This is a genomic window from Paenisporosarcina sp., from assembly GCF_057785155.1.
The window spans coordinates 94931-121366 of sequence record NZ_JBYNRN010000035.1; the positions used below are offsets into that span (position 1 = coordinate 94931).

Annotated in this window: 27 protein-coding genes; 9 read left to right on the top strand and 18 right to left on the bottom strand. The window is 36.7% G+C overall.

What is annotated here, in order from left to right:
* Nucleotides 1-25: 25 nt before the first annotated feature.
* From AC3EA5_RS13410 to AC3EA5_RS13420, 3 genes are all read right to left on the bottom strand, one after another.
* A complete protein-coding gene (locus AC3EA5_RS13410; protein WP_488608819.1) occupies nucleotides 26-778 on the bottom strand; it encodes a basic amino acid ABC transporter substrate-binding protein in 753 nt (250 codons plus the stop codon).
* Between the two features lie 736 nt (nucleotides 779-1514).
* Entirely contained in the window at nucleotides 1515-1928 is a 414-nt protein-coding gene (locus tag AC3EA5_RS13415) for a DUF1761 domain-containing protein (RefSeq protein ID WP_488608796.1), read from the bottom strand.
* A gap of 87 nt (nucleotides 1929-2015) precedes the next feature.
* Nucleotides 2016-4031 (bottom strand): penicillin-binding transpeptidase domain-containing protein, encoded by a 2016-nt coding sequence (locus tag AC3EA5_RS13420; RefSeq protein WP_488608797.1) that lies wholly within the window; start codon nucleotides 4029-4031, stop codon nucleotides 2016-2018.
* 213 nt (nucleotides 4032-4244) lie between these two features.
* Here AC3EA5_RS13420 and cysK point away from each other — a divergent pair, with 213 nt between their 5' ends.
* Complete coding sequence (gene cysK, locus AC3EA5_RS13425; protein WP_488608820.1) at nucleotides 4245-5162, top strand: cysteine synthase A; 918 nt, start codon at nucleotides 4245-4247, stop codon at nucleotides 5160-5162.
* Between the two features lie 84 nt (nucleotides 5163-5246).
* Here the strand turns inward: cysK and AC3EA5_RS13430 are convergent, their stop codons facing one another.
* From AC3EA5_RS13430 to AC3EA5_RS13450, 5 genes are all read right to left on the bottom strand, one after another.
* The gene (locus AC3EA5_RS13430; protein ID WP_488608798.1) at nucleotides 5247-5702 is read right to left on the bottom strand and encodes a GNAT family N-acetyltransferase; all 456 of its coding nucleotides are present in this window, start codon (nucleotides 5700-5702) and stop codon (nucleotides 5247-5249) included.
* Nucleotides 5703-5727: 25 nt separating this feature from the next.
* Nucleotides 5728-6999 (bottom strand): MFS transporter, encoded by a 1272-nt coding sequence (locus AC3EA5_RS13435; protein WP_488608799.1) that lies wholly within the window; start codon nucleotides 6997-6999, stop codon nucleotides 5728-5730.
* Nucleotides 7000-7535: 536 nt separating this feature from the next.
* Entirely contained in the window at nucleotides 7536-7835 is a 300-nt protein-coding gene (locus AC3EA5_RS13440) for a DUF2087 domain-containing protein (RefSeq protein ID WP_488608800.1), read from the bottom strand.
* A 41-nt stretch (nucleotides 7836-7876) separates the two neighbouring features.
* Nucleotides 7877-8533 carry an HAD family hydrolase gene (locus tag AC3EA5_RS13445; RefSeq protein WP_488608801.1) on the bottom strand — a complete coding sequence of 219 codons (657 nt, stop codon included), beginning with the start codon at nucleotides 8531-8533 and terminating at the stop codon, nucleotides 7877-7879.
* Between the two features lie 15 nt (nucleotides 8534-8548).
* Nucleotides 8549-9280 carry an alpha/beta fold hydrolase gene (locus AC3EA5_RS13450; protein WP_488608802.1) on the bottom strand — a complete coding sequence of 244 codons (732 nt, stop codon included), beginning with the start codon at nucleotides 9278-9280 and terminating at the stop codon, nucleotides 8549-8551.
* A 454-nt stretch (nucleotides 9281-9734) separates the two neighbouring features.
* Here AC3EA5_RS13450 and AC3EA5_RS13455 point away from each other — a divergent pair, with 454 nt between their 5' ends.
* The 4 genes from AC3EA5_RS13455 to AC3EA5_RS13470 all read left to right on the top strand — a co-directional run bounded on the left by AC3EA5_RS13455 (nucleotide 9735) and on the right by AC3EA5_RS13470 (nucleotide 11789).
* Nucleotides 9735-10070 carry a DUF378 domain-containing protein gene (locus AC3EA5_RS13455; protein ID WP_394190832.1) on the top strand — a complete coding sequence of 112 codons (336 nt, stop codon included), beginning with the start codon at nucleotides 9735-9737 and terminating at the stop codon, nucleotides 10068-10070.
* Nucleotides 10071-10347: 277 nt separating this feature from the next.
* Complete coding sequence (locus tag AC3EA5_RS13460; protein WP_488608803.1) at nucleotides 10348-11163, top strand: CPBP family intramembrane glutamic endopeptidase; 816 nt, start codon at nucleotides 10348-10350, stop codon at nucleotides 11161-11163.
* A 62-nt stretch (nucleotides 11164-11225) separates the two neighbouring features.
* The gene (locus tag AC3EA5_RS13465) at nucleotides 11226-11462 is read left to right on the top strand and encodes a hypothetical protein (protein WP_488608804.1); all 237 of its coding nucleotides are present in this window, start codon (nucleotides 11226-11228) and stop codon (nucleotides 11460-11462) included.
* A gap of 12 nt (nucleotides 11463-11474) precedes the next feature.
* Nucleotides 11475-11789 (top strand): TIGR04104 family putative zinc finger protein, encoded by a 315-nt coding sequence (locus AC3EA5_RS13470; protein ID WP_488608805.1) that lies wholly within the window; start codon nucleotides 11475-11477, stop codon nucleotides 11787-11789.
* 328 nt (nucleotides 11790-12117) lie between these two features.
* On the opposite strand, the gene AC3EA5_RS13475 is transcribed toward AC3EA5_RS13470, so the two are convergent.
* Nucleotides 12118-12246 carry a hypothetical protein gene (locus AC3EA5_RS13475; protein ID WP_488608806.1) on the bottom strand — a complete coding sequence of 43 codons (129 nt, stop codon included), beginning with the start codon at nucleotides 12244-12246 and terminating at the stop codon, nucleotides 12118-12120.
* 12 nt (nucleotides 12247-12258) lie between these two features.
* Nucleotides 12259-13476: a helix-turn-helix domain-containing protein gene (locus AC3EA5_RS13480; protein WP_488608807.1), complete on the bottom strand. Its 1218-nt coding sequence runs from the start codon at nucleotides 13474-13476 to the stop codon at nucleotides 12259-12261.
* Between the two features lie 208 nt (nucleotides 13477-13684).
* On the opposite strand from AC3EA5_RS13480, the gene AC3EA5_RS13485 reads away from it, so the two are divergent.
* Both AC3EA5_RS13485 and AC3EA5_RS13490 read left to right on the top strand, forming a co-directional pair.
* Nucleotides 13685-14947, top strand: coding sequence for a S8 family peptidase (locus AC3EA5_RS13485; RefSeq protein ID WP_488608808.1), 1263 nt, complete (start codon nucleotides 13685-13687; stop codon nucleotides 14945-14947).
* Nucleotides 14948-15255: 308 nt separating this feature from the next.
* Nucleotides 15256-16473, top strand: coding sequence for an MFS transporter (locus tag AC3EA5_RS13490; RefSeq protein ID WP_488608809.1), 1218 nt, complete (start codon nucleotides 15256-15258; stop codon nucleotides 16471-16473).
* 85 nt (nucleotides 16474-16558) lie between these two features.
* On the opposite strand, the gene AC3EA5_RS13495 is transcribed toward AC3EA5_RS13490, so the two are convergent.
* Both AC3EA5_RS13495 and AC3EA5_RS13500 read right to left on the bottom strand, forming a co-directional pair.
* Nucleotides 16559-16744: an aspartyl-phosphate phosphatase Spo0E family protein gene (locus AC3EA5_RS13495; protein WP_488608810.1), complete on the bottom strand. Its 186-nt coding sequence runs from the start codon at nucleotides 16742-16744 to the stop codon at nucleotides 16559-16561.
* Nucleotides 16745-16963: 219 nt separating this feature from the next.
* Nucleotides 16964-18889 (bottom strand): endonuclease MutS2, encoded by a 1926-nt coding sequence (locus tag AC3EA5_RS13500; RefSeq protein ID WP_488608811.1) that lies wholly within the window; start codon nucleotides 18887-18889, stop codon nucleotides 16964-16966.
* Nucleotides 18890-19460: 571 nt separating this feature from the next.
* Between AC3EA5_RS13500 and AC3EA5_RS13505 the strand changes: the two genes are divergently transcribed.
* Nucleotides 19461-20618, top strand: coding sequence for a CapA family protein (locus AC3EA5_RS13505; protein ID WP_488608812.1), 1158 nt, complete (start codon nucleotides 19461-19463; stop codon nucleotides 20616-20618).
* Between the two features lie 3 nt (nucleotides 20619-20621).
* Here AC3EA5_RS13505 and AC3EA5_RS13510 read toward each other — a convergent pair whose 3' ends face one another.
* The 4 genes from AC3EA5_RS13510 to AC3EA5_RS13525 all read right to left on the bottom strand — a co-directional run bounded on the left by AC3EA5_RS13510 (nucleotide 20622) and on the right by AC3EA5_RS13525 (nucleotide 23607).
* Complete coding sequence (locus AC3EA5_RS13510) at nucleotides 20622-20909, bottom strand: hypothetical protein (protein WP_488608813.1); 288 nt, start codon at nucleotides 20907-20909, stop codon at nucleotides 20622-20624.
* A gap of 326 nt (nucleotides 20910-21235) precedes the next feature.
* A complete protein-coding gene (locus tag AC3EA5_RS13515; protein ID WP_394190798.1) occupies nucleotides 21236-21517 on the bottom strand; it encodes a DUF6509 family protein in 282 nt (93 codons plus the stop codon).
* Between the two features lie 83 nt (nucleotides 21518-21600).
* Nucleotides 21601-21930 carry a VOC family protein gene (locus AC3EA5_RS13520; RefSeq protein ID WP_488608814.1) on the bottom strand — a complete coding sequence of 110 codons (330 nt, stop codon included), beginning with the start codon at nucleotides 21928-21930 and terminating at the stop codon, nucleotides 21601-21603.
* Nucleotides 21931-21960: 30 nt separating this feature from the next.
* Nucleotides 21961-23607, bottom strand: a complete 1647-nt coding sequence (locus AC3EA5_RS13525) for a M20/M25/M40 family metallo-hydrolase (protein WP_488608815.1) — start codon at nucleotides 23605-23607, stop codon at nucleotides 21961-21963.
* Between the two features lie 109 nt (nucleotides 23608-23716).
* Between AC3EA5_RS13525 and AC3EA5_RS13530 the strand changes: the two genes are divergently transcribed.
* Nucleotides 23717-24013 carry an MGMT family protein gene (locus tag AC3EA5_RS13530; RefSeq protein WP_488608821.1) on the top strand — a complete coding sequence of 99 codons (297 nt, stop codon included), beginning with the start codon at nucleotides 23717-23719 and terminating at the stop codon, nucleotides 24011-24013.
* 157 nt (nucleotides 24014-24170) lie between these two features.
* Here the strand turns inward: AC3EA5_RS13530 and AC3EA5_RS13535 are convergent, their stop codons facing one another.
* Both AC3EA5_RS13535 and AC3EA5_RS13540 read right to left on the bottom strand, forming a co-directional pair.
* Entirely contained in the window at nucleotides 24171-25421 is a 1251-nt protein-coding gene (locus AC3EA5_RS13535) for an SIR2 family protein (protein ID WP_488608816.1), read from the bottom strand.
* 629 nt (nucleotides 25422-26050) lie between these two features.
* Nucleotides 26051-26242, bottom strand: a complete 192-nt coding sequence (locus AC3EA5_RS13540; protein ID WP_488608817.1) for a hypothetical protein — start codon at nucleotides 26240-26242, stop codon at nucleotides 26051-26053.
* Nucleotides 26243-26436 lie beyond the last annotated feature (194 nt).

A 26436-nucleotide genomic window follows, 5' to 3' on the forward strand; every position in this document is an offset into this window, starting at 1 on the left:
ATGTAAACTGTTTTCTATGAAATTGTTACTCTACATCAAAACCAGTGATTTCTTTTAATTTTCCATTGTCTTTTAATTTTTGAATTCCTTCATTTAGTAATTCAATTAGTTCCGTATTTCCTTTTTTGACCATTAATCCATAATATTCTTTTTCAAAAGCAGAATCTTCGACTGTTTTCAACTTCACTTTTGGATTATTCTTTTTATATTCATTAATAACGGCGTTATCACCAATTGCCGCATCTGCGTTTCCATTGATCATTTCACTAATAGCAAGAGGCATAGTTTCAGTTGCCACAATTTTAGAGCTTGTCATTCCCAGTAAACCTTTAACAACTTCATGTCCCGTTGTATTAATTTGGACTGATACCTTGCTATCTTTTAGATCTTCAAACTTCTCAACCTCTGAATCTTCTGGAACAAGAATTAATTGATTCGCTGCATAGTAAGGCTCGGAGAAATCGAATGTTTGTTTTCGTTCATCAGTAATTGTGATTGATGAAACCGCAAAGTCCACTTCTCCATTTTGTACGGCTGTAAATAAAGGTTCCCAACCATAATTTTTGAATTCTACCTCAATATCTAATTCCTCGGCAATTGCATTCACAATATCAATATCTGTACCAACGATGTTACCTTCGTCATCCATATATTCCATTGGAGCATACGTTGCATCAGTTGCAATTACATACTTTTTACTGTCGCCATCTCCACCCGCACCGTTCGATGAATCAGTCCCGCAGCCAAACAACGTTAAACTTGCCAATAATAAAATCATTCCAAATGAAGATAAAGATTTTAATGGTTTCAATGAAATACCCCCTAGATTATTTTCATTTCTAAATGAATGTTCATAATTATCTGAATATACAGGATAATTATCCTTAGTATATAGGAACTACATGTACCCTACAATATAAATTTCTGTGGTGAAGGATTGGAGAATCAGCTGTAATTTAAGTAAATTAATAATTACTCCTTATACATGCATATAGTTGTTTAAAGGAGGTTATTACGTGAAAAACAGAAAATATGATTGGTTTCCTGTCCTTTTCCTTTCCTTAGTCTTTCAATATTTGACGCAACACTTATTACTTTTTATTGAAAACTCCGTAAATCACTCGATATCCTGGGCACTACTTATTAAAATCAACTTTTTTATTATTGCAATTGTGGGTGGGATCATAGCTATGCATTTCTATATGAAACACTCGCCTCATATCGGAGGTATATGCGCTACGCTCTACATCATTCTTAGTCAGATATACATCGGTAACATGACTCTTACCGTTAATGGATTTTTCATCTTGTTACTTGCATACTTGGCGGGCTATGGAGGGTGCCTCATATATTCGAACTATCTTTATAAACGCTTCCGTTGAATGAACAATTCTCACAAAAACGTAAAAAACCATCCATGCGATAGCAATAGCATGGATGGTTCCTTTTTTTAATTAGTAAGGAATGAATGTACTTCGATATTCTTCTACTACTAAATTTCACTATGTTAGAAATTAGTTCCAAGCTCCCAATATCAATCCAATGATCGTAAATGTAACGATATGGTATCCTGCATTAATAAAAAATAGCTTGAGTGACTTTCTTTCAAATAAATAAGTAATACCCATTGCCGTTGCCACCCAGAATAATCCTATGATTAGTCCAGTCGTTGCACCATCTATAGCTTCCCTCTTTGGACCTAAAACCAAAGCGAGAACAAGAGAAATGATAAAGGAGAATATAAATGAACCACCAAATATTATAGCCATATTGCCACTCTTTAATTTGTCATCATCAAAGCCATTTTCATTCATCCAAACCTTTGAAAATAAAACTGAATACCAGAGACCTCCGATTACGAACGCAGATAATGCTGCAACAAAAACTGCAAAATAATTAATTGACTCCCATGACATTACAGAAACCATTTCCCCACTCCTTCCATACTCATTAATAAAATAAATTCCACTCTATTAAAATAGCCTTAAACAATATTTACATATATAAACTTTTTCTCAATTCCCCCATTTATAAATATCCGAAACTCGTTCGGCGACATATGCACTGCCGTCATTATCTTCTACACTCTCGATCATCATCGCCATTATAAACTGCGGGTCTTCTGAGTTATAGGTAACAAAAAAGCCATTTTGCTTTCCATCTTCTTCTCCAGCAGCTTTAAGTTCGGCTGTACCCGTTTTACCTGCAAGAGGAACGTTCGGAAGATTTGCCGCTTGTGCGAAACCATCTACAACCACATTACGCATACTCGTACGGAGTGTGGCTGCTTGTTCGGCATTAACCAAACCTTCCTTCCATACTTGTGCTTTTTCTTCATCCAAAAATAATGTAGGTTTGTACATGGTCCCATCGTTCAAGAAAACTTCATACATCGAAGCGAGATGAAGAATATTCGTCAACATTTGTCCTTGACCAAATGATGTATCAGCTAGCTGGCCTTCGGAACTAATCGTTCCTTCATTAGATATTTGCGAAGTCTTCATGCCATAAGCAAATGGAATTTCTTCACCAAAACCAAATCCTGTTAAACCTTCAACAAGTTGTTCTCTCCCCACGTCTAAAGCTTCTTGTGCGAAATAAATGTTATCTGAATAGACCATGGCTTTATTCAAATCAATCGGGTTTAGCGCTTCAGGATGAACACGAGTTACACGATAGTCACCCCAAGATGCATCCTTTTGCCACGTTTCTCCGTTAATCGTTCGACCTTCAGCCGGATTAAGAGTTCCTGCTGCTAAACCGATCGCAGCGGTTACAGGTTTTATTGCCGAACCTGGCGCATACGAAGCCTTAAAACGATTAAATAAAGGATTTAACGGATTTTCACTTAATTCCTTTAGCTTATCCCCACTCATTCCTAACATAAATTCAGTTGGATTAAATCCTGGAGAGCTAACTAAAGCAAGTGTTTCTCCCGTTTTAGGGTTCACAGCAGCACTAGTTCCTGCTTCCCCTTTCATCGAATCATACGTTAACTTCTGCAACTCGGCGTCAATCGTCAATCTAACGGTTTCTCCGTGTACAGCTGGTTTCTCTGCAACGGTTATTGGTTCAATCCCCTCAACCGCCTTATCAATATAAATGCGGGTTCCATCCGTTCCTCTTAAACGCTTTTCAAGTAGCAACTCTAGCCCTTGTCTTCCAACAATATCACTTTCTGTATAGCCCTCTTTTGCCCATTTTTCTAATTGTTCACCCGTAATATCGCCAATATATCCTGACAAATGCGACAGAGCTTCGCCATAAGGATATTCACGCATGGCGGTTTCCATTCGTGTTACCCCAGCTAATTGAGCAATTTGGTCTAATAACTCTGTGTTACTTTTTGCTACATAACCAACTGGTACAAATAAGTTCGGTTTGACCCAACCCTGATTCAGCTGTTTATCTATTGTCTCAGTTGAGATTCCTAGTAAATCAGCTAACTTCACTTTATTGTTCTCGTCTGTAAGTTTCTCAGGAACAATGCCAATCTCATAGCCAGTCCCATTAATCGCAATTGGCAATCCGTTTCGATCTAAAATTTCGCCTCGTAACGATTTTGACGTTTGTATACGAATGGCATCTCCTTTCGCCAGTTCAGGAAAGATGAAGGAAGGATTCCACTCGACATACCAGTTCTCTGAATCTTCTCGTGTTTCGTGCACTAACGTGATTTTATGTTCAAATTCAACTGGTCCAGCCATCGTCTCCATTTTCACTCGAATCGGAAACGTTGCAGGTTTTTCAACATCCCATTCTTTATCTTTAGAAGCATTTTTATAGGAAACTTTCACATCTTTTATCCCTAGGTCGCCATATAACTTTTCTTGACGCTCCACAAAATCTTCTGTTTTGAATGTGTTCTTCGTTTCTTTATTTAAGTAGTTACTATACATCTCTGCGAACTCAGCTTTATTCCAATGCTTCACATATTCCGCTAACCGCTCCTCTGGTGTCACCTTATCTTGGCAACCCGAAAGGAGAACTAGGAACAGCAGTACCAACAAAGCCCATATTCCTTTTCTCATTCAAAAAACATCCTTTCTATATCCCAATGATTTGTATATTAATGGTAACATAGTTTCACTAAACCAATTCAAATATACATCTTCTTTCAAACCTGCCTTTGGGTAATAAAGAATAAAAGCTGTACCGGTTTCGAAGTTCCGCTGAAGATACAATTCCAACGGTTTTTGCTACAATAGAAAGTACCAGTAAGGAACAAGAAAGGTTGTTACATGATGAAACCAGTTAACAATATAACTGATTTGATAGGCAATACGCCTGTCGTCAGATTGAATAAGATTGTGCCAGAGAATGCGGCGGACGTTTATGTGAAGTTAGAAATGTTTAATCCAACGAAGAGTGTAAAAGATCGTGCAGCCAATAATATGATTAAAATGGCGGAAGAACAGGGGTTAATTCATCCTGGCGATACGATTATCGAGCCTACAAGTGGAAATACAGGCATCGGACTTGCAATGGTAGCGGCAGCAAGAGGTTATCGTGCCATTCTTGTACTTCCAGACAATGCAACTCAGGAACGCATTAATCTCTTGAAAGCTTTTGGCGCTGAAGTCGTCCTAACTCCAAATGAGGAAAAAATGCCTGGAGCTATTAAAAAAGCGCTGGAACTGAAAGAAGAAATCCCAAATAGTTTTATACCACAACAATTTGAAAACACTGCGAATCCGGATATCCACCGTACGACTACGGCACTTGAGATTTTGGAGCAAATGAATGGTGAATTGGATGCATTCATTGCTACAGCTGGAACAGGTGGAACGATTACAGGAACGGGAGAAACATTGAAAGAAAAGCTTCCAAACTTGTATATTGCTGTGGTTGAACCAAAAGGGTCTCCCGTATTATCCGGAGGAAAACCTGGTAAGCATAAACTCGTTGGTACTAGCCCTGGTTTTATTCCAGATATCTTAAACACAAAAGTATACGATGAAATTATGCAAATCGAGGATGATGAGGCAGTGGAGATTTTTAAAAAACTGGCTCGTGAAGAAGGCGTTTTTGTCGGTCCTTCTGCAGGCGCAGCTGTATTTGCTGCTATCGAGATTGCCAAGAGATTAGGCAAAGGGAAAAAGGTATTATGTATTGCCCCTGACACTGGCGAACGCTACTTGAGCATGAATTTGTTTGATTGAGCAACTAATCTGGTATGTAAATAAAGGCTGTTAAATCCCGTGGGATCTAACAGCCTTTTTGTTGTTTTTTTAAATTAAAGGTTTTTATTCATTCACATTTTTTACTACAGCCATTTCCTTACCGAAACGATCTCCATAGTCGATAAAACCTAGACTTGCGTAAAGGTTATGTGCTCCCTTGTTATCAGGATGATATCCGACTACTAATTTTTTAATATTAGGCTGTTTAGCCATCTCAGATATCATTAACTTCGTTGCAATTTTTCCTATACCTTTGCCTTGATAGTCTTTATCAATCATGATTCGATAAATCCAATTCCCTCCAAGCTCCTCTTGAACTGAGTTGTACATTAAAAAACCGACTACTTTTTCTTCAAAGTATATGGCATATGGTTTCAATGTTGGCTCAAACTTTGACTGAGCAATCGATACAGCATTAGACTCTATGTATTTTGATTGACTAGGTTCAACTTCTAGTCCACAACAGTCGTACCAGTTTTCCGCATTTAGTTCTTCGATTTTTACATGATCTAAATTCATGAAGAGCCCCCTTTATTGTAAACATTTACTTTGCGTGTTTAATGGATTGAATCACTACTGGTATTAATAATATGGAAAGAAACCCTCCAGCAAGTGAAAGTGTTGCGTAACTCGTTTGAGCAACAACCATTCCTGAAAGTCCTGCACCTGACGCTCCTGCTAATGCAATTAAAACATCTAGCGTTCCTTGAGTTTTAGCGCGGTTGGATAAATTAGTTGAGTCAACGATTAGCGCTGTCCCACTTATTAAGCCAAAGTTCCATCCTAGACCGAGAAGTGCAAGTGAAGTAATCATAACGAATAAAGAGCCCCCAGAAGCAAAAGCAGCTACAATTCCTGCTGACATTAATGTAACTGCAGCAGCTATTGTCATCGCGAGTCGACCAAATCGATCCACGAGTACACCAGTAATCAGTGATGGTAGATACATCGCAGCTACATGGATACTGATAACCATCCCTACAGCATTCAAACTATGTCCATGGTCTCTCATATGTACAGGTGTCATTGTCATAATGGCAACCATCACAACTTGGGTAATGACCATGACGGTTGCTCCTAAAGCTATACCTGATCTATTGCTAGATGGCGTCCCTTCATAGATCTCCGTACTAGTTCCCTTGTTCTCGTCTTGTGCTTCAGCAATAAATTTAGCAACGATTAAAGGATCTGGGCGAAGTAACAATAAAAGTACAAAACCAGCAACAATGAATGCGAATGCTGCTAAAATGAACGGACCGGCTAAGGTAGGAACGCCGATTGATAAAGCAAAATCGCCCATGACTCCAACTAGATTTGGTCCTGCAACTGCACCAAGAGTAGTTGAAACCATTGCGATACTAATTGCTTTTCCTCGCTGTTTAACATTTGCTAAATCAGTACCTGCATATCGTGCTTGCAAGTTAGTTGAAGTCCCTGCACCATAAATTAATAAAGCAGCAAAAAAGAGAAATACGTTATTGTTTAATACTGCGAATATGACACCAATTGCTCCTAATCCCCCTGCAAAAAAACCTGACGCAAGTCCAATTCTCCGACCAAAGCGTTGGGATAAACGGCCAACAGTTAGAGCCGCCCCTGCCGAACCGAGGGTCAGTATTGCAATTGGTAATCCAGCAAACCCATCCGTTCCCAGCATATCTTTAGCAATAAGGGCTCCGACAGTAATTCCCGCTGCAAGACCTGCTCCTCCAAATATTTGGGACATGACCACAATCCACAAAGTTCTTTGATAAAGCTTTTTTTGTTTCTCTGGTGAATCTACGTAACTTTGAAAATCATCTGATTGTCGAGACATGATTGAACTCCTTTTTAATTAAAAAACTATGTATATATCTATTAATCATTATATCTCTCAATACATTAAAAGAGTACGACTTATATTACCCTATGATTTATGGTTTTCTTATTAATTCAAAAAGAAATGGCTGATTTACGCCGTTTCAGACGGACGCGTTCCGCGGGCATGGCTTCAGTCTCCTCATCACTTCGTTCTTCCGGGGCCTTCAGCTCATGCTATTCCCGCTGGAGTCGCCGTCTTCCACTTCAATCCCTTACCGCAAAAATATAAATTCATAAAAATGCAGACAAACAACAAAGAGAACCGAATTGACCACCTTTAAAAGAGCTTGTCAGAAAAACAAGTATTACTTTCCAAAACAAGTAGAGAGAATTCGATTATTCCTCACTATATATTTTTTTATTAAATACTTGTTGTAAAGGAATCTTTACCTCAGATTAACAAAACAATGAGTGTATATCTCTCATTCATTGAAAAGTTCCAGAGCACACAAAACGTTGTTTTGGCATTATGGAGTTCATAGCCAATTACATTTATAAAGATTTATTAACCCAATACTCTTTTCCATCTGTGCTTCGTTCGAGTAGTTTAAAATCGATTAAGTATCTTCGTATAGTTGCAAAATCACCATGGATGGCTTTAATTACTTCATTTACCTCTTTCTCACTGTAAATTCTGTCTTCCTCAAAAGTCTTAATTAACTCTAAAAAGATGATTACTTTTCGTTTTTCTTTCTTAGGTAGCTTCACTAATTGACCATCTTGAAAAAACGTTTCTAGCGTATGTTTTTTCTCTTCTTCAGTAAATTCGATTGAGTTTATGTACATGTTCATCAATTCCTTCATTTAAATTGATTTTGTTTAGAAATTCATACTTAACTCTTTTCTATCAACTCAATTACCTCACTCAGACTTTTTTCCGACATTGATTTTAATCGTAGAGAGTAGTTTTTAAATGCCGATAATTCGGTCACTGGATTTGGGACAATTACACATTTTAGCCCTGCAGTCATTGCCGCTATTGACCCATTTAAAGAATCTTCGAATGCTATTGCTTCAGAAGAATTAATATTCAAGTCCTTTATAGCTTTTAAATAAAGATCTGGAGCAGGTTTCACTTTTTGGACATCATCACGCGTGACAATTACTTCAAAGAAATCCAACAAACCAAGTTCTTCTAAATATTTTGTAACCCATTCCTTAGAGGAACTCGAAGCAAGACCGATTTTGTATCCAGTTTTACTAGCTTCTTGCAAGTAATCTAAGACTCCAATACGTGCTTCTGGAGAATTCATCTTAGTTTTATAGATCTCAAAGGTACGCGTTTCAATTTCTTCAACGTCACAACTTTCACCTAAATGCTTTTTAAAGTATGTACTTAGGACAGTTTCATCTGATCCGATACATTCTCCAAATTCCGCGATAGGTAAATCAAACTGATAACTTTTTAGAGTTTCTTTATAAGATTCATACCAAACGCTCTCTGTATCTATAATTAATCCATCAAAATCAAATATGATTGCTTTTATCAAAGTGTTTACCTCTTCTCATTTTAAGTTAGCTAATGAACCATCGTTTTGTTGAATAAATTCCTCTAAAATAAGCGAATATATTTTTGGTTGATCTGAAGGTACCAAATGTCCAGCAAGCGGAACAATAGCAATATGAACATTTGAATTATTCATAGGATACTCTAATGCAACATTTGTTTCATTTCGTTGGGCTTCACCTACAATTATTAATGTAGGAAACGAACAAGAACTTAACATATACATATCTTCGAAAGGATACCAGCTTGCATTCTTACCCATATGTATAAACTGTTTCCAATTTTGTCCATGCAGTTGATCGAAGTATGAAATTGCTTCCTCATTTAATAATAAGTTAGCTTGGTAGGATACATCTTCTTTATGAATTTCCATCCAATTTTCTGGTTTAACTGTAGTAATACCTGAAAGAGTTAAAGTAATTATTCGGTCCGGATACATTTGTGCGAACTTTATGGCTACAAGTGAACCTAAGGAGCTGCCAACTAAATGAATTTTATCTAATTCAAGATGATTAAGAGTTTCTAATAAATCCGACGCAGAGTCTTCAAAATAATTTTGTATATCGACTGAAGGAGAAAGACCATGCCCCCTCAAATCTGGTGAGATAATTGTAAACTTTTTGTTGAAATATTCCCTTTGATAATTAAAATCTGTGTCTCCCGTTTGTAACCCCGAATGCAAAAAAACTAATGACTCTCCAGATCCACTGATATTAGTATGTAAAATCATTTCAATTCCCCCATTTATATAAGATAAAATTTGTCCACTGACACTTCTCCATTAATGGTAACATATTACACCTATCTGCTTTATGTAATGATTATAAGTTTTCATAATTTCTCATTTTTAACCCAAGATTCAAGAGAAGACTTTTTAAGGCTGTACACCCTTTCAATTATCACCTTTAAATTGTGGAGACAGGCACTAAAAAATGCAAAAAATAATACAAAAACGTTTGTAAAACTAGCCTTTTTTTGAGACCTGTTTTCATATCGATAAAAATGTATTAAATAGACTTTTTGGTAAAAGATAAGTACGAATCAATAAGCAATTACCGATAAGGTTTTTGGGTGTTGCATCGTACCTATTCAGAGGTTGATATACCTGATTTAAAGTATTGGTACTAATCTTTTTTAGGTAATTACGGATTCAATTAAATTCTAATTCAAGGAGGAATTAATGTATGAGTGGGCTTTCACGAATCGCGCTAGCTCTAGTTATTATCGGTGCACTTAACTGGGGGTTGATCGGACTTTTTCAATTTGATTTAGTTGCAACGTTATTTGGTGGTCAAGATGCATTCTTGTCTAGGGTGGTCTATGGTCTTGTGGGGATTGGAGGCCTTCTATGTCTTGGTTTATTATTTAAACCAAGTGAAGAGATCGACACGGTTAGAGACCGACATTCATCTTTATCCAATCCTACTTTAAGGACAGAATTCGGCGAGGAACCGGATTTTACAAAAGAGCAGGACGTTAAATTGAAAAAGAAGAATAGTGGTATGAATAATGTAAATTAATTGCAACAGGAATACAGCTCTCTGTTTCAGGTGGCTGAGTGCCAAATAGAAAATAAGTTAGAAGAGTCTAATTCGATTATGAATTAAACTCTTCTTTTTCAATTCCAAATAGTTGACTATGTAGGACGGGATTAGGAACATGCATGATTAACGAAAAATAGAATTTTTAAGATAATTGCATTCGTGGACATCGTTGGACTAATTATTCTATTTTCTCACTGTAAACGAAACCATTTCTTACCAATAAACGTATTACTGAGTAGATAGGAGTGGTGAAATGTTTGAAGAAATGAAAAATCGGCATTTATTCGGTATCACTATATTGTTTATCATCTTGTTCATAGTAGTAGCGACTTTATTTTCTGAAAGTGAGGATGTTTCTGGTCTTGCATTCCAATTTGCTTTGTATATCGCTGCACCCGTTGTTTACTTTCGATACCAATTTAATAAACATAGAGTTTCTTTAAGTGATGTAGTTTTTATAAAGGGTTCAAAACAATGGGTTCCTTCCGTTTTAGTTTTTGTCGCGATTTCCATTCTCTTTTCACTTAGCATTTCTTGGCTAGAATTTATCACTCTTAATTCTTTTGCTCCAAGGTTAGTAGACCTGGTCTTTGAACCCTTTCTTCTCCCTGAAAATCCAGTCTTCTTAGCCCTTACAATTCTTTTCATATGTATTATTGGTCCTATTGCGGAAGAGTTTATTTTTCGAGGATTGTTACTAAAACGAATGATTTCGAAAACCTCGGTATGGGGCGGCATTATGATCTCAAGTTTTTTATTTGGAATCTTACATATGGATATCATTGGCTCAACTATTTTCGGAATCATAGCTGCATTATTGTATTTAATAACGAACAATTTAGCTATCCCTATATTATTTCATATAGCTAATAATTCCTTTGCGATGATTATGGCTTACTTAAATCCTACATGGCCTGAATGGCTCTTATTAAACACCAAAGCGGATTTATACACTCAAATCCCTTTGAAAATTGGAGCGCTTATCATCGGTACGACGTTAATTTGGTTTGTAATTCGTCATTTGAGAATTGTACTAAGAAATTCTACCGTTAAAGAATTAGGCTTGTAGGAATTCACTTAAATAATTATCCTTTTTCACAACAGTTAACGATAATTTAGGGGGACCATTGAATGAGAAAATTTTCATTTTCTATACTAGGTGGAATCATAATCGGCTTGATCTTATCTTTTGTTCTTATGGATTATGAAGATATCAGTTATCAACTTATGGACAGGGGTAGTTCCGAATATCGCTCAGTTTCCGAGATGGATTTCAATTTCGTGTTCAACGCATCTATGTTGGTATTCGGAGTGGCTATTTTAATCTTCATTGTATGGAGTTTTATTGAAAGAAAAATTGCAGATTAGGGGTGGTGTGTTATGGGATTACCAAAATGTGATCAATGTCAAACGACGTTTTCTTGGGGCCAAGTAAGTAAATCATTGAGTTTATTCTATCGACCAATTATTTGTCCTGTGTGTAAAACAGAAAATCGAATTACTTTCCGTTCAAGATTAATAGGATCAGTGATAATTATGCCGATAATTCTCATCGGTTCTATATCGACCATTATTTCATTATCACTTCCAGTAACCATCACGTTAATTGTCGTAACAGGTCTTATTGCAATACTGATTCAACCATACTTTATGAAATATAGTTCTGATGACACTAAAACTAATATAGCGATTTAAAGCTATAGGAATAATGTTGGTTTTCATTTGTTGATTTTAATGCAAAAACCCATATTTTTATTTATATACGATTTAAGTTGCTTGGAGTGAAGGCGCGAAACTCCTGCGGGAACAGCGCGAGCTGAAGACCCTGCAGTGAGCGAAGCGAATGAAGCGGCTGAGGCCGTGCCCGCGGAAAGCGAGCACCGAAACGGAAAGCACTAGGCTCACAGCATTGCACCACGTGAATTATAAAAAATCACACACAATATAAATCTATTTATTTATCTGCAAACAAAAACTCCCAAGATTAATATTCTCGGGAGTTTTTCCATTAAAAATTATGTGGTCAAACTGGTGGACGAATTGCTACTGTATCCTGAGTTTCAGCAGGTTCTGCGGCTAAAACTGCACTCACATCGTTACTAACCAAACTTGCAAATCCGATAATTAATAATAAAATCAATGTTTTTTTCATCAATAACACTCCTTATAAAATGTATTTAACTGCTTTTTCATATTTACCTTCGTTTTTATAATACTCCGCAAGAATCTTACTGAAGTATCGATAAAACTCTTTTTGTTCGTCAGCCTTTTCTATAGAAGGAAGTATCTTTTCTTCTAAAAAAGTCATGGCTTTTTGTTTTTTATCATTTAAAAGAAACAAATAGTACGATGAATAAAGTTGGTAAGGCGAGACTTTCATTTCTTTTGCTTCTTTATTTAATAAAGTGAAGCTGATTTTACTATCATCCCATTTTTCTAGTTTGAACTCGGTCAAAGCTAAATTGTATAAACAGAGAAGATAGTTTTCGGTTCTTTCTTGGAAGATGACCGCGCTTTTCTTGAAGTAATGCAAAGCTTGTTCATAATCACCCATACGATGTCTTAGATCACCAATGTTGTGATAAATATGAGGCAATAGGGCAGTCTCTTTCAGCATTTCTGTGTTCCTTACGAGATGTTGATAATTGTCCAAAGCCTCATCATAGATTTTGGATTGCGAGTAATTGATGGCTAAAGACATTTGAACATGGAGAATTCTTTTGAAATTGAAATGATCTTTGAAAAAATTCAATGCTTTCTTTCCATAATTAATCGCATGACCGGATTGATACATATACCCTTTAACCAGTGCAAGATGATAATAGATTTCTCCTTCAAATGTATTTGTTTCATAATACTCTTGAAGTATTGCTGAGATTTTCTCATCCGCTTCCTCATATTTCCCCCTTAAGATTAAAAATATCCCAGTAAAATAGGAAAGTAAATAGCTTTCATGTTGGGAAAAATTTTGTCGTTGAGCATTGAGCCATTTTATCTGTTCATCGGCAAAATCTAGGTCTTTAGTGAACAAGTAATATCTTAATTTGTAAATTTCGTATAGGTAGATGTGTTTGGTGAAAGGTACCATTTCTTTATACACCTGTAGCTCTAGAAATGTACTAGCTGCTTTTTCTGTTTCAAGATAGAGCATATTTTGAAGAAGCTGATTAAGTAAAACCTCAACTTTCACTTCACTTTCTTCCACATCGTGCAGGTCAATTTCTAGACGATCGAGCACCAATCTAATGGTCTCAACATTGGCTTCCTTGCTATTGTTCTCTATCTTACTCAGATGTGGCACCGAGCATATTCCTTCAGCAAGTTCACTTTGTGTCATCTTTTGCTTTGTCCGATGATATTTAATTAATGAGCCTATTTGCATGTCTTCACCTACTCACAAAGTTTGTAGACTCATTATACGTAGAAATGTCTATTTTCTCAATTTTTAATAAATTTGCAGAAATTCACAATTCAGCTATTTTCATAAGTTTTTCATATGATTTCGAATTAATTTTCCCAATAATCAAAATATAGTTTGTGTGCTAGATTTGGTTTAGCAAGAAAAATACACAAGAAAAAGGAGCACACAAATGAACAAGTCGAAAAAAATCTTGATGAGCGTTTTACTTACAGCAAGTCTAGCAATGCCAACTGTTGGTGCAAATGCAGCAACGACAACTAGCAATGGTGACGAGAAATTCCGAGTTTATGTGGAAGCTTCCGATTCATCAACTAAATCTTCACTTAAAAGTAAATACAATGCACGCTGGGAATTAACCGCAAATGGTTTCTCGACAGAAATGAACGAAAAACAATTTACCGCACTACAAAAGAACAAAAATATTACGGTGACAAAAGTTCAACAAGTTTCACTTGATACGGATATTCGAGCGAACCAGTTCGAAGCTACTGCTGGTGAATACCCTTCTCACCAAACACCTTGGGGAATTAAAGCAATCTATAACAATAGCAGTCAAACAACAACATCTGGTGGCCAAGGTATTAACATTGCAGTCCTTGATACAGGCGTTAACGTAAATCATTATGATTTAGAAAATACAGTTGAACAATGTAAAGACTTCACGCAAGCCACTTCACTAGTCAATGGGGTATGTAATGATGCACACGGACATGGTACGCATGTGGCTGGATCTGCTTTAGCTGACGGCGGTAGTGATGGTGCTGGAATTTATGGTGTTGCGCCAGATTCGGATTTATGGGCTTATAAAGTTCTTGGTGATAATGGATCAGGATACTCAGATGATATTGCAGCAGCTATTCGCCATGCAGCAGATCAAGCTACTTCAACAGGAACTAAAACGGTAATCAATATGTCTTTAGGTTCTGCTAGTAACGATAGTTTAATTGCAAGTGCAGTAACGTACGCATACAACAAAGGTGTTTTAGTTGTAGCGGCAGCAGGCAATGAAGGTCCTTATCAAGGCTCGATTGGTTACCCTGGAGCTCTAGTAAATGCAGTAGCAGTTGCGGCACTTGAAAATGTTCAACAAAACGGTACCTACCGAGTTGCTGACTTCTCTTCTCGTGGGTATGCTTCTACAGATGGAGACTATTACATTAACCAAGGAGATGTAGAAATTTCTGCACCTGGTGCGTCGATTTATTCAACTTGGAATAATGGTGGGTATAACACAATCAGCGGAACTTCTATGGCAACACCTCACGTTGCCGGTTTAGCTTCAAAGCTTTGGTCTCAAAATCCTAGCTGGTCAAATGCAACATTACGTGCCAACTTACAAAATCGTGCGAAGAATTACGATATTAAAGGCGGTTACGGAGCAACAACTGGCGACGACTATGCGTCAGGATTCGGATTTGCACGTGTTCAATAATTACTAAACACATACTAAAAAGAGTTATCGATTGCCTTTCTAAAAGGAAATTGATAACTCTTTTTCTGATTGCTACTTGGATTTTTATTAGTAAAAAAGTGAACGATACGGTTCTGAATACCCCCTCTATTTCAGGATTTAAACGGATTAATTGATGGAACATGACTTTTGCCCAAAATGGTTCTAGGTCCATTCAACCCAATTTTCCGATTACGAATATTTCGTGTCACAAAGGACTTGTATTCTTTTTGAACAGGTATATAATTCAAAGCGTAACATCAAATTTATGAAATTATGCGGAGATTAATATGCGTCCATATAACGAAAAAATAAGTATATATAATGGCATGGCATCGACTGTGGCGATGAATTTTTCAAATAACTTTTTCCCAATATTTGCGATTACCATTTTAAGCGCAACGAATTATCAAGTCGGGTTAATCAGTTCTCTTCCCCCTCTGATGGCATTGCTTATGACGATACCGGCAGCTATTTTACTTAATCGGGCTCACGAACATAAGAAGCTTGTCGCCCTCTCCATTCTGTTAGCGAGAATCATGTTTTTGTTTATCGTTGTTGTCGTTTATATCCCTTCCGAATCGATGCAAGCATGGGCATTTCTGATTATTGTCGCTTTAATGAGTGTGCCGAATACTGTCGCCAATATTGGGTGGCAAACATTAATTAGTGGCATGATTAGTGAATCGAGACGCGGGGAATTCTTTAGTGATCGAAATCGTTTATTAACAATGGTTGGATTAGTTTCAACCTTAGTTATTGGGATTGTGATGAAAGATCAATCTAATAATGTAACGGCATACCAGATTTTATTTGCCATCGCATTTGGTTTTGGATTACTAGAAGCTTTCATTTTGATGAAGCATGATGAGCCCCATACTCCTGGAAGCGGTCCATTGGTTAAAAAGAAATTAATGGAGTGGTCCATTTTTAAACACTCAAGTTTTGTGTGGTTTTTAGCGGCTGCGTTATTCTTTAATTTTGCTTGGCAAATGGCGTGGGGAATTTTCAACATTTACCATGTTCGGGTTGTTGGTGCGACTATCTTTTGGATAAGTATGTTTTCGGTGGGAAATATGCTTATGCAAATTTTGACGTTCCCTTTGTGGAAAAAATGGGCTGAGCGGAAATCAAACGTTCGTGTTTTTGTATATGCAGCAATCGGCATGGCGAGCACGCCATTTTTGACCGTGCTATCGACCAATTTGTATTACTTAACAATCGTACAAACAATGTCCGGTTTCTTCCTATCTGGCGTGGTCTTGCTGTTGTTTAACCTTTTACTTGAACAGTCTCCTGAGGCGTCACGTACCTACTGTATTACAACGTACAATGTACTGTTAGCGCTCGTTGCTTTCCTTGCTCCTCAAGTTGGCATCTGGCTATTGGACTCTTGGGGTGTTGAAACTGCGATGTACATAAATTCAGGGTTGCGTTTGCTCAGTGCTGGCTTGTTCTTTCTAGTGTATATGCTCTATGCTCGAGAACCGAAAGAATCTTTATTATAAAGTTTAAATTACAGTGAATATAGAAAAAGGCAGAAGATTAGGCATGGAGCCCATTCTTCTGCCTTTTTTAAATGATTGTATTGGCTTAAACAACATCTTTGTATAAATGAATCACTTGATACTGATTTAGTAACACATCTAATTGTTGGCTACACTTCACAACTGTTGGATGTGTTCGACCATACCTTTTTGCTTTCAAGATCATTTCTTTCTTTTTAATGTTTATGAGCATCAATGTCACGCTTCTCTTACTCAATGACTTCATTTTCATATTCCCATCCCCCAAACCAAAATGATTTTTTGATGCATATAATTAAGGAAATAAATTGGGTTACAAATTGCAGAGAAGTGTTTCACAAAGAAGTATTTAGCACTGAAAAGAAGAACTTTATATCTTGTATTTATTATATGATTTCAGTCCATTAAAATCAATATATAGTGTGTTATTTTTATTTCGACACAATATGTTGTATTATACCTTATTTTGCACTTAATCCTCTTCTAGAGTTAGACCTTCTACATACTTTCGATCCAACTGATTTTTCACTTTGCGATATTCTTTGGATTTAAATACAATATCAAAATCATAATCCTCTGGATATAGTTCACTTTTTTTAATATGAAGTTTAAGACGTTTATGGTTAAACTCTTTCTTTTCACCTTTCACTTGAACAATATAATTCCCGTTGCTACTTGGACCTTTATACACAATGCCAGTTTCATTCGTAGCAGTTATTTTCACATTGTCTCCTTGTTCAAATAACGGAACTTTATCCTCTACGTCCTCCTTGCGAAGTTTTCGATCATGTTTAAAGGTGGTTATTTGTTTTACATAATGAAGATCCTTCAAGTTTTCACTTGGAATTGAATTTGAAAATGGATGCGCATTTTTGTACGAAATGACATGCGCTTTTCTGATTAAATCTGGATGCAACCCAAGTTTCAAGGCAATATCAAATGCTTGGCTCTTCCCGCTTTGTCCTAATAATAGACGATAAGTAGGACGCAAAGTTTCCAGATCGAATTCCATGGAACCATTTAAAAAGCCTTCTTTTGCATCGGCAAAGTCCTTCATTTCACTGTAATGAGTGGTTGCAAAAAGCGTTGCCCCTTTCTCAAAGAGTTGTTCAAGAATGACGATTGCTAAAGCCATCCCTTCACTAGGGTCTGTTCCAGACCCTAATTCATCGAGCAGCACGAGTGAGCGTTGATCCGTCGATTTTAAAATCTCAATAATATTGACGAGGCGTGAGCTGAATGTGCTCAGATTTGCTTCTATGCTTTGACCATCGCCAATATCTACGAAAATCTTTTGGAAAATGTGAAGTGTACTCCCTTTTTCAGCTGGGATAAATAAGCCCGTTTGCGCCATCATGGTCAGTAAGCCGATTGTTTTAAGTGTTACCGTCTTCCCACCTGTATTCGGTCCTGTAATAACGAGTGCGCGATCGTGCTCTCCAAATTGTAAAGAAAGTGGAACCGCATTCCCTTTTAACATGGGATGTCTAGCTCCTTTTAAATGAATGAGGTATTCTTCATTTAAAATTGGACATTGCCCTTCAATTAGTCTGCTGTGTTTCGCTTTTGCAAATATAACATCGTAATGATGCATCGTGTCCATCGCAATATTTATCGACATTTCATGTTCAAGAAATTGTTCGGTCAGTTCATATAAGATTTTCTCGACCTCATGCTCTTCTGCAATTTTTAACAAGTCGATTTCACCCTGCATGACTTCCAATTCTTTTGGTTCCATGAACAATGTCGCTCCTGAAGCTGATGTATCGAGCACATTCCCGTTCACTTTGTTTCTGTATTCTCTTTTAACAGCAAAGACAAATCGTCCATTTCTTTCTGAAACCATACTTTCCTGTAAATATGGTGCAAAGGTTTTAGACTTCACCATCGTTTGAGCTCTATCTTTTACCTTAGCAAGAAGCATACCTAATTGTCTTCGAATCGTTGAGAGTTCCTTCGTCGCATAATCGTCAACTTGACCGTGCTTTAAACAGCGGATGATTTCAGTTTCTAATTCGCTTAAATCACCAATAGATTCTGCATATAAATGAATAGTAGGTGCAGCATATTGTTTATCTTTCATGAAGCGTTTTAACTTATGGCAATGATCCAAGAAAGATACGATACGCGTAAATTGGTCGGCTCGTATATACAAACCTTTTTTTGCTTGTTCAATATATTGTTCCATGTCACTGAGTGTGTGAATCGGTACACTAGAACTTATTCGCATAATCTCTAGTGCCTCTTGTACTTCGTTTAATGCATGTTCAATCGTTTTTTTATTAGTTGAAGGTCGCATTCCCTCAATTGTCTTCTTCGCACGATCGGTGATGGCGTAACTCCCTACCTCTTGTAAAATTTCTTGATATCCCAATACGTCAATAGTTTGTTGATTCATTTATTTTCCTCCTTTTTCAAATAAAAAAAGCCACCATGAAAACACTCATGATGGCTTTGAAGATTGACCTACTTATGCTGGATAGTCTTTTCCTTCATTCTTAGAGAATTCAACTTGAGTTTTAAGGCTACCTCAAAATAAATTCCCATTAGAACTCACGTTACACCAAGATGGTGCAAGCGATGTATTTTCTTATACTGATTTCCGGAAACTTCACTCACTAATCAGCATAAAAAAAAGCGATGACAAATACATGCCATAGCTGGAAATTATATATCCATTCTTCATTGCTATGATGCTTGTTCTTAACATTCTTGAAAAGCACATACTAAATAACCCATTCAATTTATGGGTTTTGGCTTTATTCAAGACCGTATTCAATTAACGGGTTAGTTAAGAACATTCACACTCATAAAATAATCTCCTCTTTCGAGCACATTTACTTTCATAGTTAGAATATGCGAATGACTGAATTTTGTCAATTATGACTTTTTCATAATAACCCTCGCTTATTGGACATACATATAAGCAATGCTGACATGCATGTATTTCTCGTAAAGGTGGGTATGTCTTGAAAAAATATATCATTCTATTTGCACTGTTTGTTTCCCTCGGTGGTTGTGAGGAATCCTCTTCAATCGATTTTAATGTTGAAGTTGAACCAGTCACCCATGCCATGGAAATTGAACCGATACTACCTAAAAAATTGGACAAACCTATTGTTAAAAGTGCCAAGTTAGTGGCTATTGGTGATATACTTCTCCATCAACCAGTGTACAAAGATGCGGCAACTCCTGAAGGCACTTATGATTTCTCTCCTATGTTTACCCGAGTAAAACCTTTGTTAGAAAATGCAGATATTGCAGTGGCAAACCAGGAAACGATGATTGGCGGAAAAGAGTTAGGACTCTCTAGCTACCCGCTATTTAATAGTCCTTTTGAAATTGGCGATGCTTTGAAGGATGCGGGGATCGACATCGTGACATTAGCGAATAACCATACGATGGATAAGGGTGAGCAAGCCATTCAAAATGCTTTATCGTATTGGAAGCATATTCAAATGCCGTATACAGGCGCATTTCAGTCATTTGAAGATCGAGAAGAAATTCGATTGTTGACGAAAAACGATATTACGTTTTCATTTTTAGCCTATAGCTACGGAACGAATGGCATGCCGGTTCCGGAAGATAAACCGTATTTAATTAACCTAATTGACTTACCTCTCATTCAACAAGATGTTCGTAAAGCCAAGGATTTATCAGATGTTGTAGTGGTCTCGATGCATTGGGGAAATGAGTACGAAAGTTTACCAAGTACCTCTCAACTTGAACTCGCTCGCGAACTATCAAATATGGGAGTGGATATCATTATTGGTCACCATCCACATGTATTGCAGCCGATGGATTGGATTGAAAGACCTGATGGTTCGAAGACTTTTGTTATGTATAGTTTAGGGAACTTTTTATCCGGTCAAATAGGGTTAGATAGACGAATTGGTGGGATTGGGGGCATTGAAGTAACTAAAACGATCTTTCAAGGGAAATCTACCATCACCTTAAACGAACCAAACTTCATATCCACTTTCACCCATCATACAAATAATCGCGACTTCGAAATCATTCCAATGGATGTGTTAACAGATGCCCATTTAATTGATCACAAACAATATACTGAGTCGACTCAGCATCATATGGCAACCTTTATCGATGAACTTTTGATTGTGGAATAGGCTTTATTTAAATAAACGAAAAGTCTCAATAAAGGTAGAAGGGTTTGAGTGAATATGAAATGGAAAAACACCTTGGTTGGTATGGAGATACAGAATCCCTGCTTCTGATGAAAAAGGCTTGTAGGAGACATCTAGCACTTGGTGTAAACCGAAGGCAGTTGTAGCCGTGATCACTTCATCTTTAGTCACAACTAATTCATGCTTGGTTGCAATTTTTTGGAGTTGGTAATGATAATCGATTTTACGTTCAACAAGTGTATATTGAATTTTTGCGTGATGGTCATCCTTCAACTGGCAGCCCTCCTTTTACTCTTCATGGTACAAGAGTTGTGAGGTTAAATGAAAGCGATAAGGTGTGGAAATTTGAAAATTGATGACTTCAGACTGGTAACGAATGAATAATCGTATATCTAACATTCTTGGTTGAAAATCAAGATGGTTGGCTATTTCTTTCGCTTTCCGCAGACGATACACCAGCCTCCTTCCTACTAATTCACACGCGTACAGAAGCGAATAAAAATACAAATTTATGATTTACAAACACCATTCATCAGAGTTTCTATCCCATACAAAAAATCCTTTCAAACCCAATTCATCAGGTTTAAAAGGATTTTTAATTATGCCATTTTTTCTTTACAGAATGCTAAAATTTCAGCTTCTTCATCATCTTCAAGAGCGAAATCCATTGTCGTTTTCGTTCCTTTATCTGTGAAGTAATACTGGACAATACGCAAACCATTGTCATCTGAAGCTATAATGACACGAAGGTCAACGCCACCTTCTGTGAATAACTCATCTTCCTCATCAATTTCAAGGTCTAATAAGAATTCGTAACGGTCACCTTCAATAATTCCTGTAGGGTCATTAATTTTATCAAATAAATGATTTGTAATTTTCATGTAGTTTGCTCCTTCGTTTATACGATATCTCCATCTTACCACGAGAAGACTAAATAATGCCTAATTCTTTACTGAATGCTAAATCATGACTCTTCCCAAACATTAAATATCATCCCAAAAGGATCTTTAATGTAACAGTCTTTTCCTTTGCCATGCCACCTAACGATTTCACAGCCATTTTCGACAAAATGTTTCTTTGCTTCATCCAAATCGCTGACGACCACTTCCATTATAGGGCCAAGATTTTCATTTCCACCCATTAAGTAAATCGAATTGTTCTTTGTTCTAAATTCTACCTCATCCACTTCTTTTTGATCAGGCTCCTTCATTCCAAAAATGGTCGAGTAAAATTCTTTTGCCTTTTCAACATCATGTACTTGAAAACCAATATTTTTCGACATTCTAATGTTCATCAATATGCCCCCTAAGTAGGTCAAGTTTATTTATCCAATTAACTCTTTAATCACCTGATTCGTTAAGTTTGGAACGATATCAAGTGTAAAGCTACGTTCCATTCGTTCATATTGTTTGTGCGCATCGTGTCCATATGGACCTATATTAATAACCGGAACATTAATATCGCGAATGGCTTGGTAATTGACGTAATGCTTCGTACCCCATCCTGGGTTGTTCGCAGATACAGCGGATATTCCAACTTCATCATCGCTTATTGCGACGAAACTCATATCCGAGATGTAAGGGAAGAAGTTCTTTGTCACGATTGGATGTTGATAATGCGGTTGTACATTCTCGACAGCTATTTCGAGTGCATCTAATAGGTTTCTTTCATTTTCGGTTTTACCAGATAGCTCTATTCTTGGCGAATAAAGCGACGAATAAAACACGATAATCGCTGGGTTTTTATCCGGCATCCACTTCCACGCTTCTTCGACAACTCGCGCTGCAAACATGCGGGTATCTAGTTCCGTTTGTAACATCAGTTGTCGCTTGAATTCATCCATCTGTTGTATATACGCTTCTCCATGTTCATCAACTAAATGTTTATCCATCTCTTCATAAGTCATAATTCTTGGTTCCCATAAAATTTCATTCATTGGCTCTCCGCTTGCTTGCGTGAAAGTTTGATAATGCGTCTTGAACTCATGTAAAGCTGTTGCAAACGCCGTTGCTGCTTCCACTTTCAATAATTCGAGTACTTCTTTTGGTGACCATGAATGAATGAAGAAATTGAAATACACATATGCCGATAATGCGGTCTGCACGGTATAGGTTGGTTTTAAGTCCATTTGTTTCAATGAAACCGGTGGTACCGTCGTCTCACCTAGTGCTTCATTACAAAGAGCTGGGTTGTAACTAATTTGACGCGTCAAATGAGCGGCGATGAAATTAGGATCGATTCCTTCAAAACATGAACCCACATGTGTTTCGGACCCGGTAATAAAGAATGATGGCAACAACTTACCGACTGTCCCCTTGTATATGTACCGATTAGGATCCCCGTTATACCTTGGAGAAACAAAGTCAGCATTAATCGCCGCTACATATTCAAAACCAAGCGTTTCTCGAAGATTTTTAAGTTCAGTTAAAGAAGAAATGATACCATGAGAGCCATCTTCCTCGTCACATTCAAAGACGACGAGCAAATTCCCTTCCAGTTCTTCAGGATGTTCCGAATAGTATTTTAATAAATACAGATGACTCGAAACGCCTGATTTCATGTCGAGCACGCCGCGTCCAAATTCGTATTCACCAGACTCAAGATCGGAACGAACAGCTGGTGGCAATTCTTCATTATGAAGCGCTTGTGCTAAGGCATCAGGATCTAATGCATATTCTTTTAATTGAAAATCATCAATGCCAACTGTATCGACATGCCCCATTAATATGATGGTTTTATTGGAAGGGTTTTTCGTCCCTCTCACAAAAGCGATGACATTGTATCGTTCTTGATCATCATCTTCAGTTGGCTGATAGATGATGTTATCCGTATGTTCTTGGAAATATGGATAGGAAGAAATAAGGGTATGTATAGCTTGTGAGACAACCTTTTCCCCGCCCTCATTTACAATACTTTCAATTCGCACAAGTTGCTTCGTTAAAGCCAATACTTCTTCTCGACAATGAAACATCTATCGACACCCCTTTATAAAATAATTATTCGTTACCCGTAATATATCATATTGTATCGACACGAGGAACACGGTTTGATTACAATGAAGGAAGTGAGGAGTGAGCGAATTGCAACCATTTACGGCAGAAGTTGTCCGCATTTTAAAAGAGATACCCCCAGGCAGAGTCGTCACCTATGGACAAGTTGCCAGATTAGCAGGAAGCCCTCGTGCTGCTCGCCAAGTTGTTCGTATTTTACATACAATGAGCGAAAAACATCATTTGCCATGGTATCGTGTCGTCAATGTAAAAGGAGAAATTGCTGTTCCTGACGATGAATCACGCGAGTTGCAGCGCATGTTACTTGAAAGTGAAGATGTTGAGTTTTTGAGGGATGGACGCGTGGATTTGAGTGTGTTTGAATAGATAGAATGAAAGAGCAAGCTCCTGTTTATAGTGTAAACAGGAGCTTGCTTAAGAGGAAATTATTGTAATTTACATTTTTTAGAATTGATTTCCTTAAACCTAATTGCACATGGGAAATTAATTAATTCGAAAAGAACAGTACAATATAATTAATAGATCAGGAAGTTTGAAGGACTTTTTTATTTTTATTCAATATAGAAAACACCTCTGTTGAAACCTCCGGACTTCCAAAGTATCCCTTGACATGACTAACATTACTTAATTTTAAAAATTCCTTGAAGTCTAATTCCCACTCATTTGGTTCAGGATTGATTATGATAATTTTTAATTTATTATTATTTCGTAAGGCTCTCTTTAATATATTAACTAGTCCAGGATCCCTAAATGCAAACCCAATTACTATTAGATAGTCTGACGTCAATAAAAATCTTTCTAATTCACGGTGACTATAAGCAAAAGGATCATCATCAGGAGTTGATTTGTCTGATGGATAAATGAGAGAAAAATTTCTTGGTTTTTCGCTCAAATCTGCAACTGAGTCAGTTGTTTTCATTATCTCATCACCACGTTTTTCCCATACTACAGACCCATGAAGTTTATGATACGGTATTACAATTCCATCCTCACAAATTTGATTAAAAGCTTCTTGTCTCCAAACAAAAAAAGAACCATATTCATGAGGTTGAAATCCATCAGTAAACTTGTATATTGCAGGATTATTTTCTCTCCATTTTATATGCAAATCAATATTTGTTTTTGATGCAGATGGCTGTAAAACATAATCAATGGATGGATCGTAATTTGTTGTGAATATGGGAAAAACTGTTTGCTTATCTATAACATTTTGATCTGACAATAGTTGCATTATATTTGATAGAAATTCACCATATACATCATAAATTCCGACCTCATTTACATCAGAGTAAGTTTCTCGAATTACCATTTGAATTTCATGCAACAAAATTCGAGCTGATTGTTTTATCTCCATATACCGCTCATCGATAGCACTTTTAATTGCATTTTCCACCTTATCATTACTTAAATGATTAGTAAGAGCCGGAACTGAATTAATGACAGATTTATGAATTCTTTGTATCAAAGTAACCTCATTAAAAACAGTGAAAGCATCATCATCACTAAACGTTCCACTAAGTTTATATAAGGTTCCCAATACTTTTTCTAAATCATATACGGCATTTCCCTTGTCTGGGTACAAGCAATCCATAATATACTTAAAGTAATCTTTTGTTTTGATTAATTCATGAGTTGCATTATGATTTTTATCCATAATCAACTGGAAAAATTTGGTCATATTAGGTAATTCAATGCCCGTTGCACAGGATGCACCAGCTCCGGTAAATAAAACTATAGGCACCTGTTCACTATAATCAAAATTAATTCCACTCATATCTTTTCCCCTATCGAACTAACCTTTTCCCACTATTTTACTTGTAATAGATGATAATTCAAGCATTAAGTCACAAGAATTGTTAAAACACTTTGCAACTTGATTATTTAGATCTAAATAAGTGTATGATAATATTTTTCCACAGGATGGACATTTAATAGATATACCAGTTGGTGGGTCGTTCTGAAATTGAATTACTGAGTATAAGATTTTGTCACTTGAATTCCCAGAAAGTTCAACGAACTCCACTAACTTAAACTGTTCCATTTTGATATCACTCCTAAATTTCCTATATTGTTATCAATGCTTAACAAACATGAAAAATACATTATTCTGTTTTTTGCACTCAGTTTTCTAACTCATTTCCCATTCCCATTCTTAATTCCATCAATTTTTCTAGCAACTTTAAGCACATATCTATAGCAACTCAACTCAATTTGTTTTCCTATTGACTATAAAAACTCCTTTAATTCAATTATTAAACACCTCCTATTTTCGTCTCGTCTGGATGCTGTGTGATAATTCCAGTTGGTCATAATTATTTTGATTTAATCCTATTTGTATTTTTAATAACCATATTTCATGTTCAAGAGCCTCAATTTTTATTCCAATTTATAATTCAATTTTTGTTATCTTCTTTTGAAGTTAGTTAGTCCAAACCCTATATCACTTTCAAACTGATACAAGAAGCGTTTAGCTAACCCTTCGTAAAATTTGCTCTTCGCTTTATTACAAGCCTTAAAAACCAATGCTTCCAGTTCAAGTTCAGTGAAAATTACGATTCGATTATCATATCTCATTCGATTTGGTGCTTTTTCCACGACAGATCTTTCACTCAATTTCGAATTCTATAGACGAAAACCCAGGAGTTTCCAATCGAGTAGAGGGAAAATAAAGTAATTTATTTTCGCCCCTCTCACAACACCGTACGTACGGGTCTCGTATACGGCGCTTCAATTTATATTACAGTGTGTACTTTTAAGTAACGTTCCAAAGCAGAGGGAAGGCCCCTCTG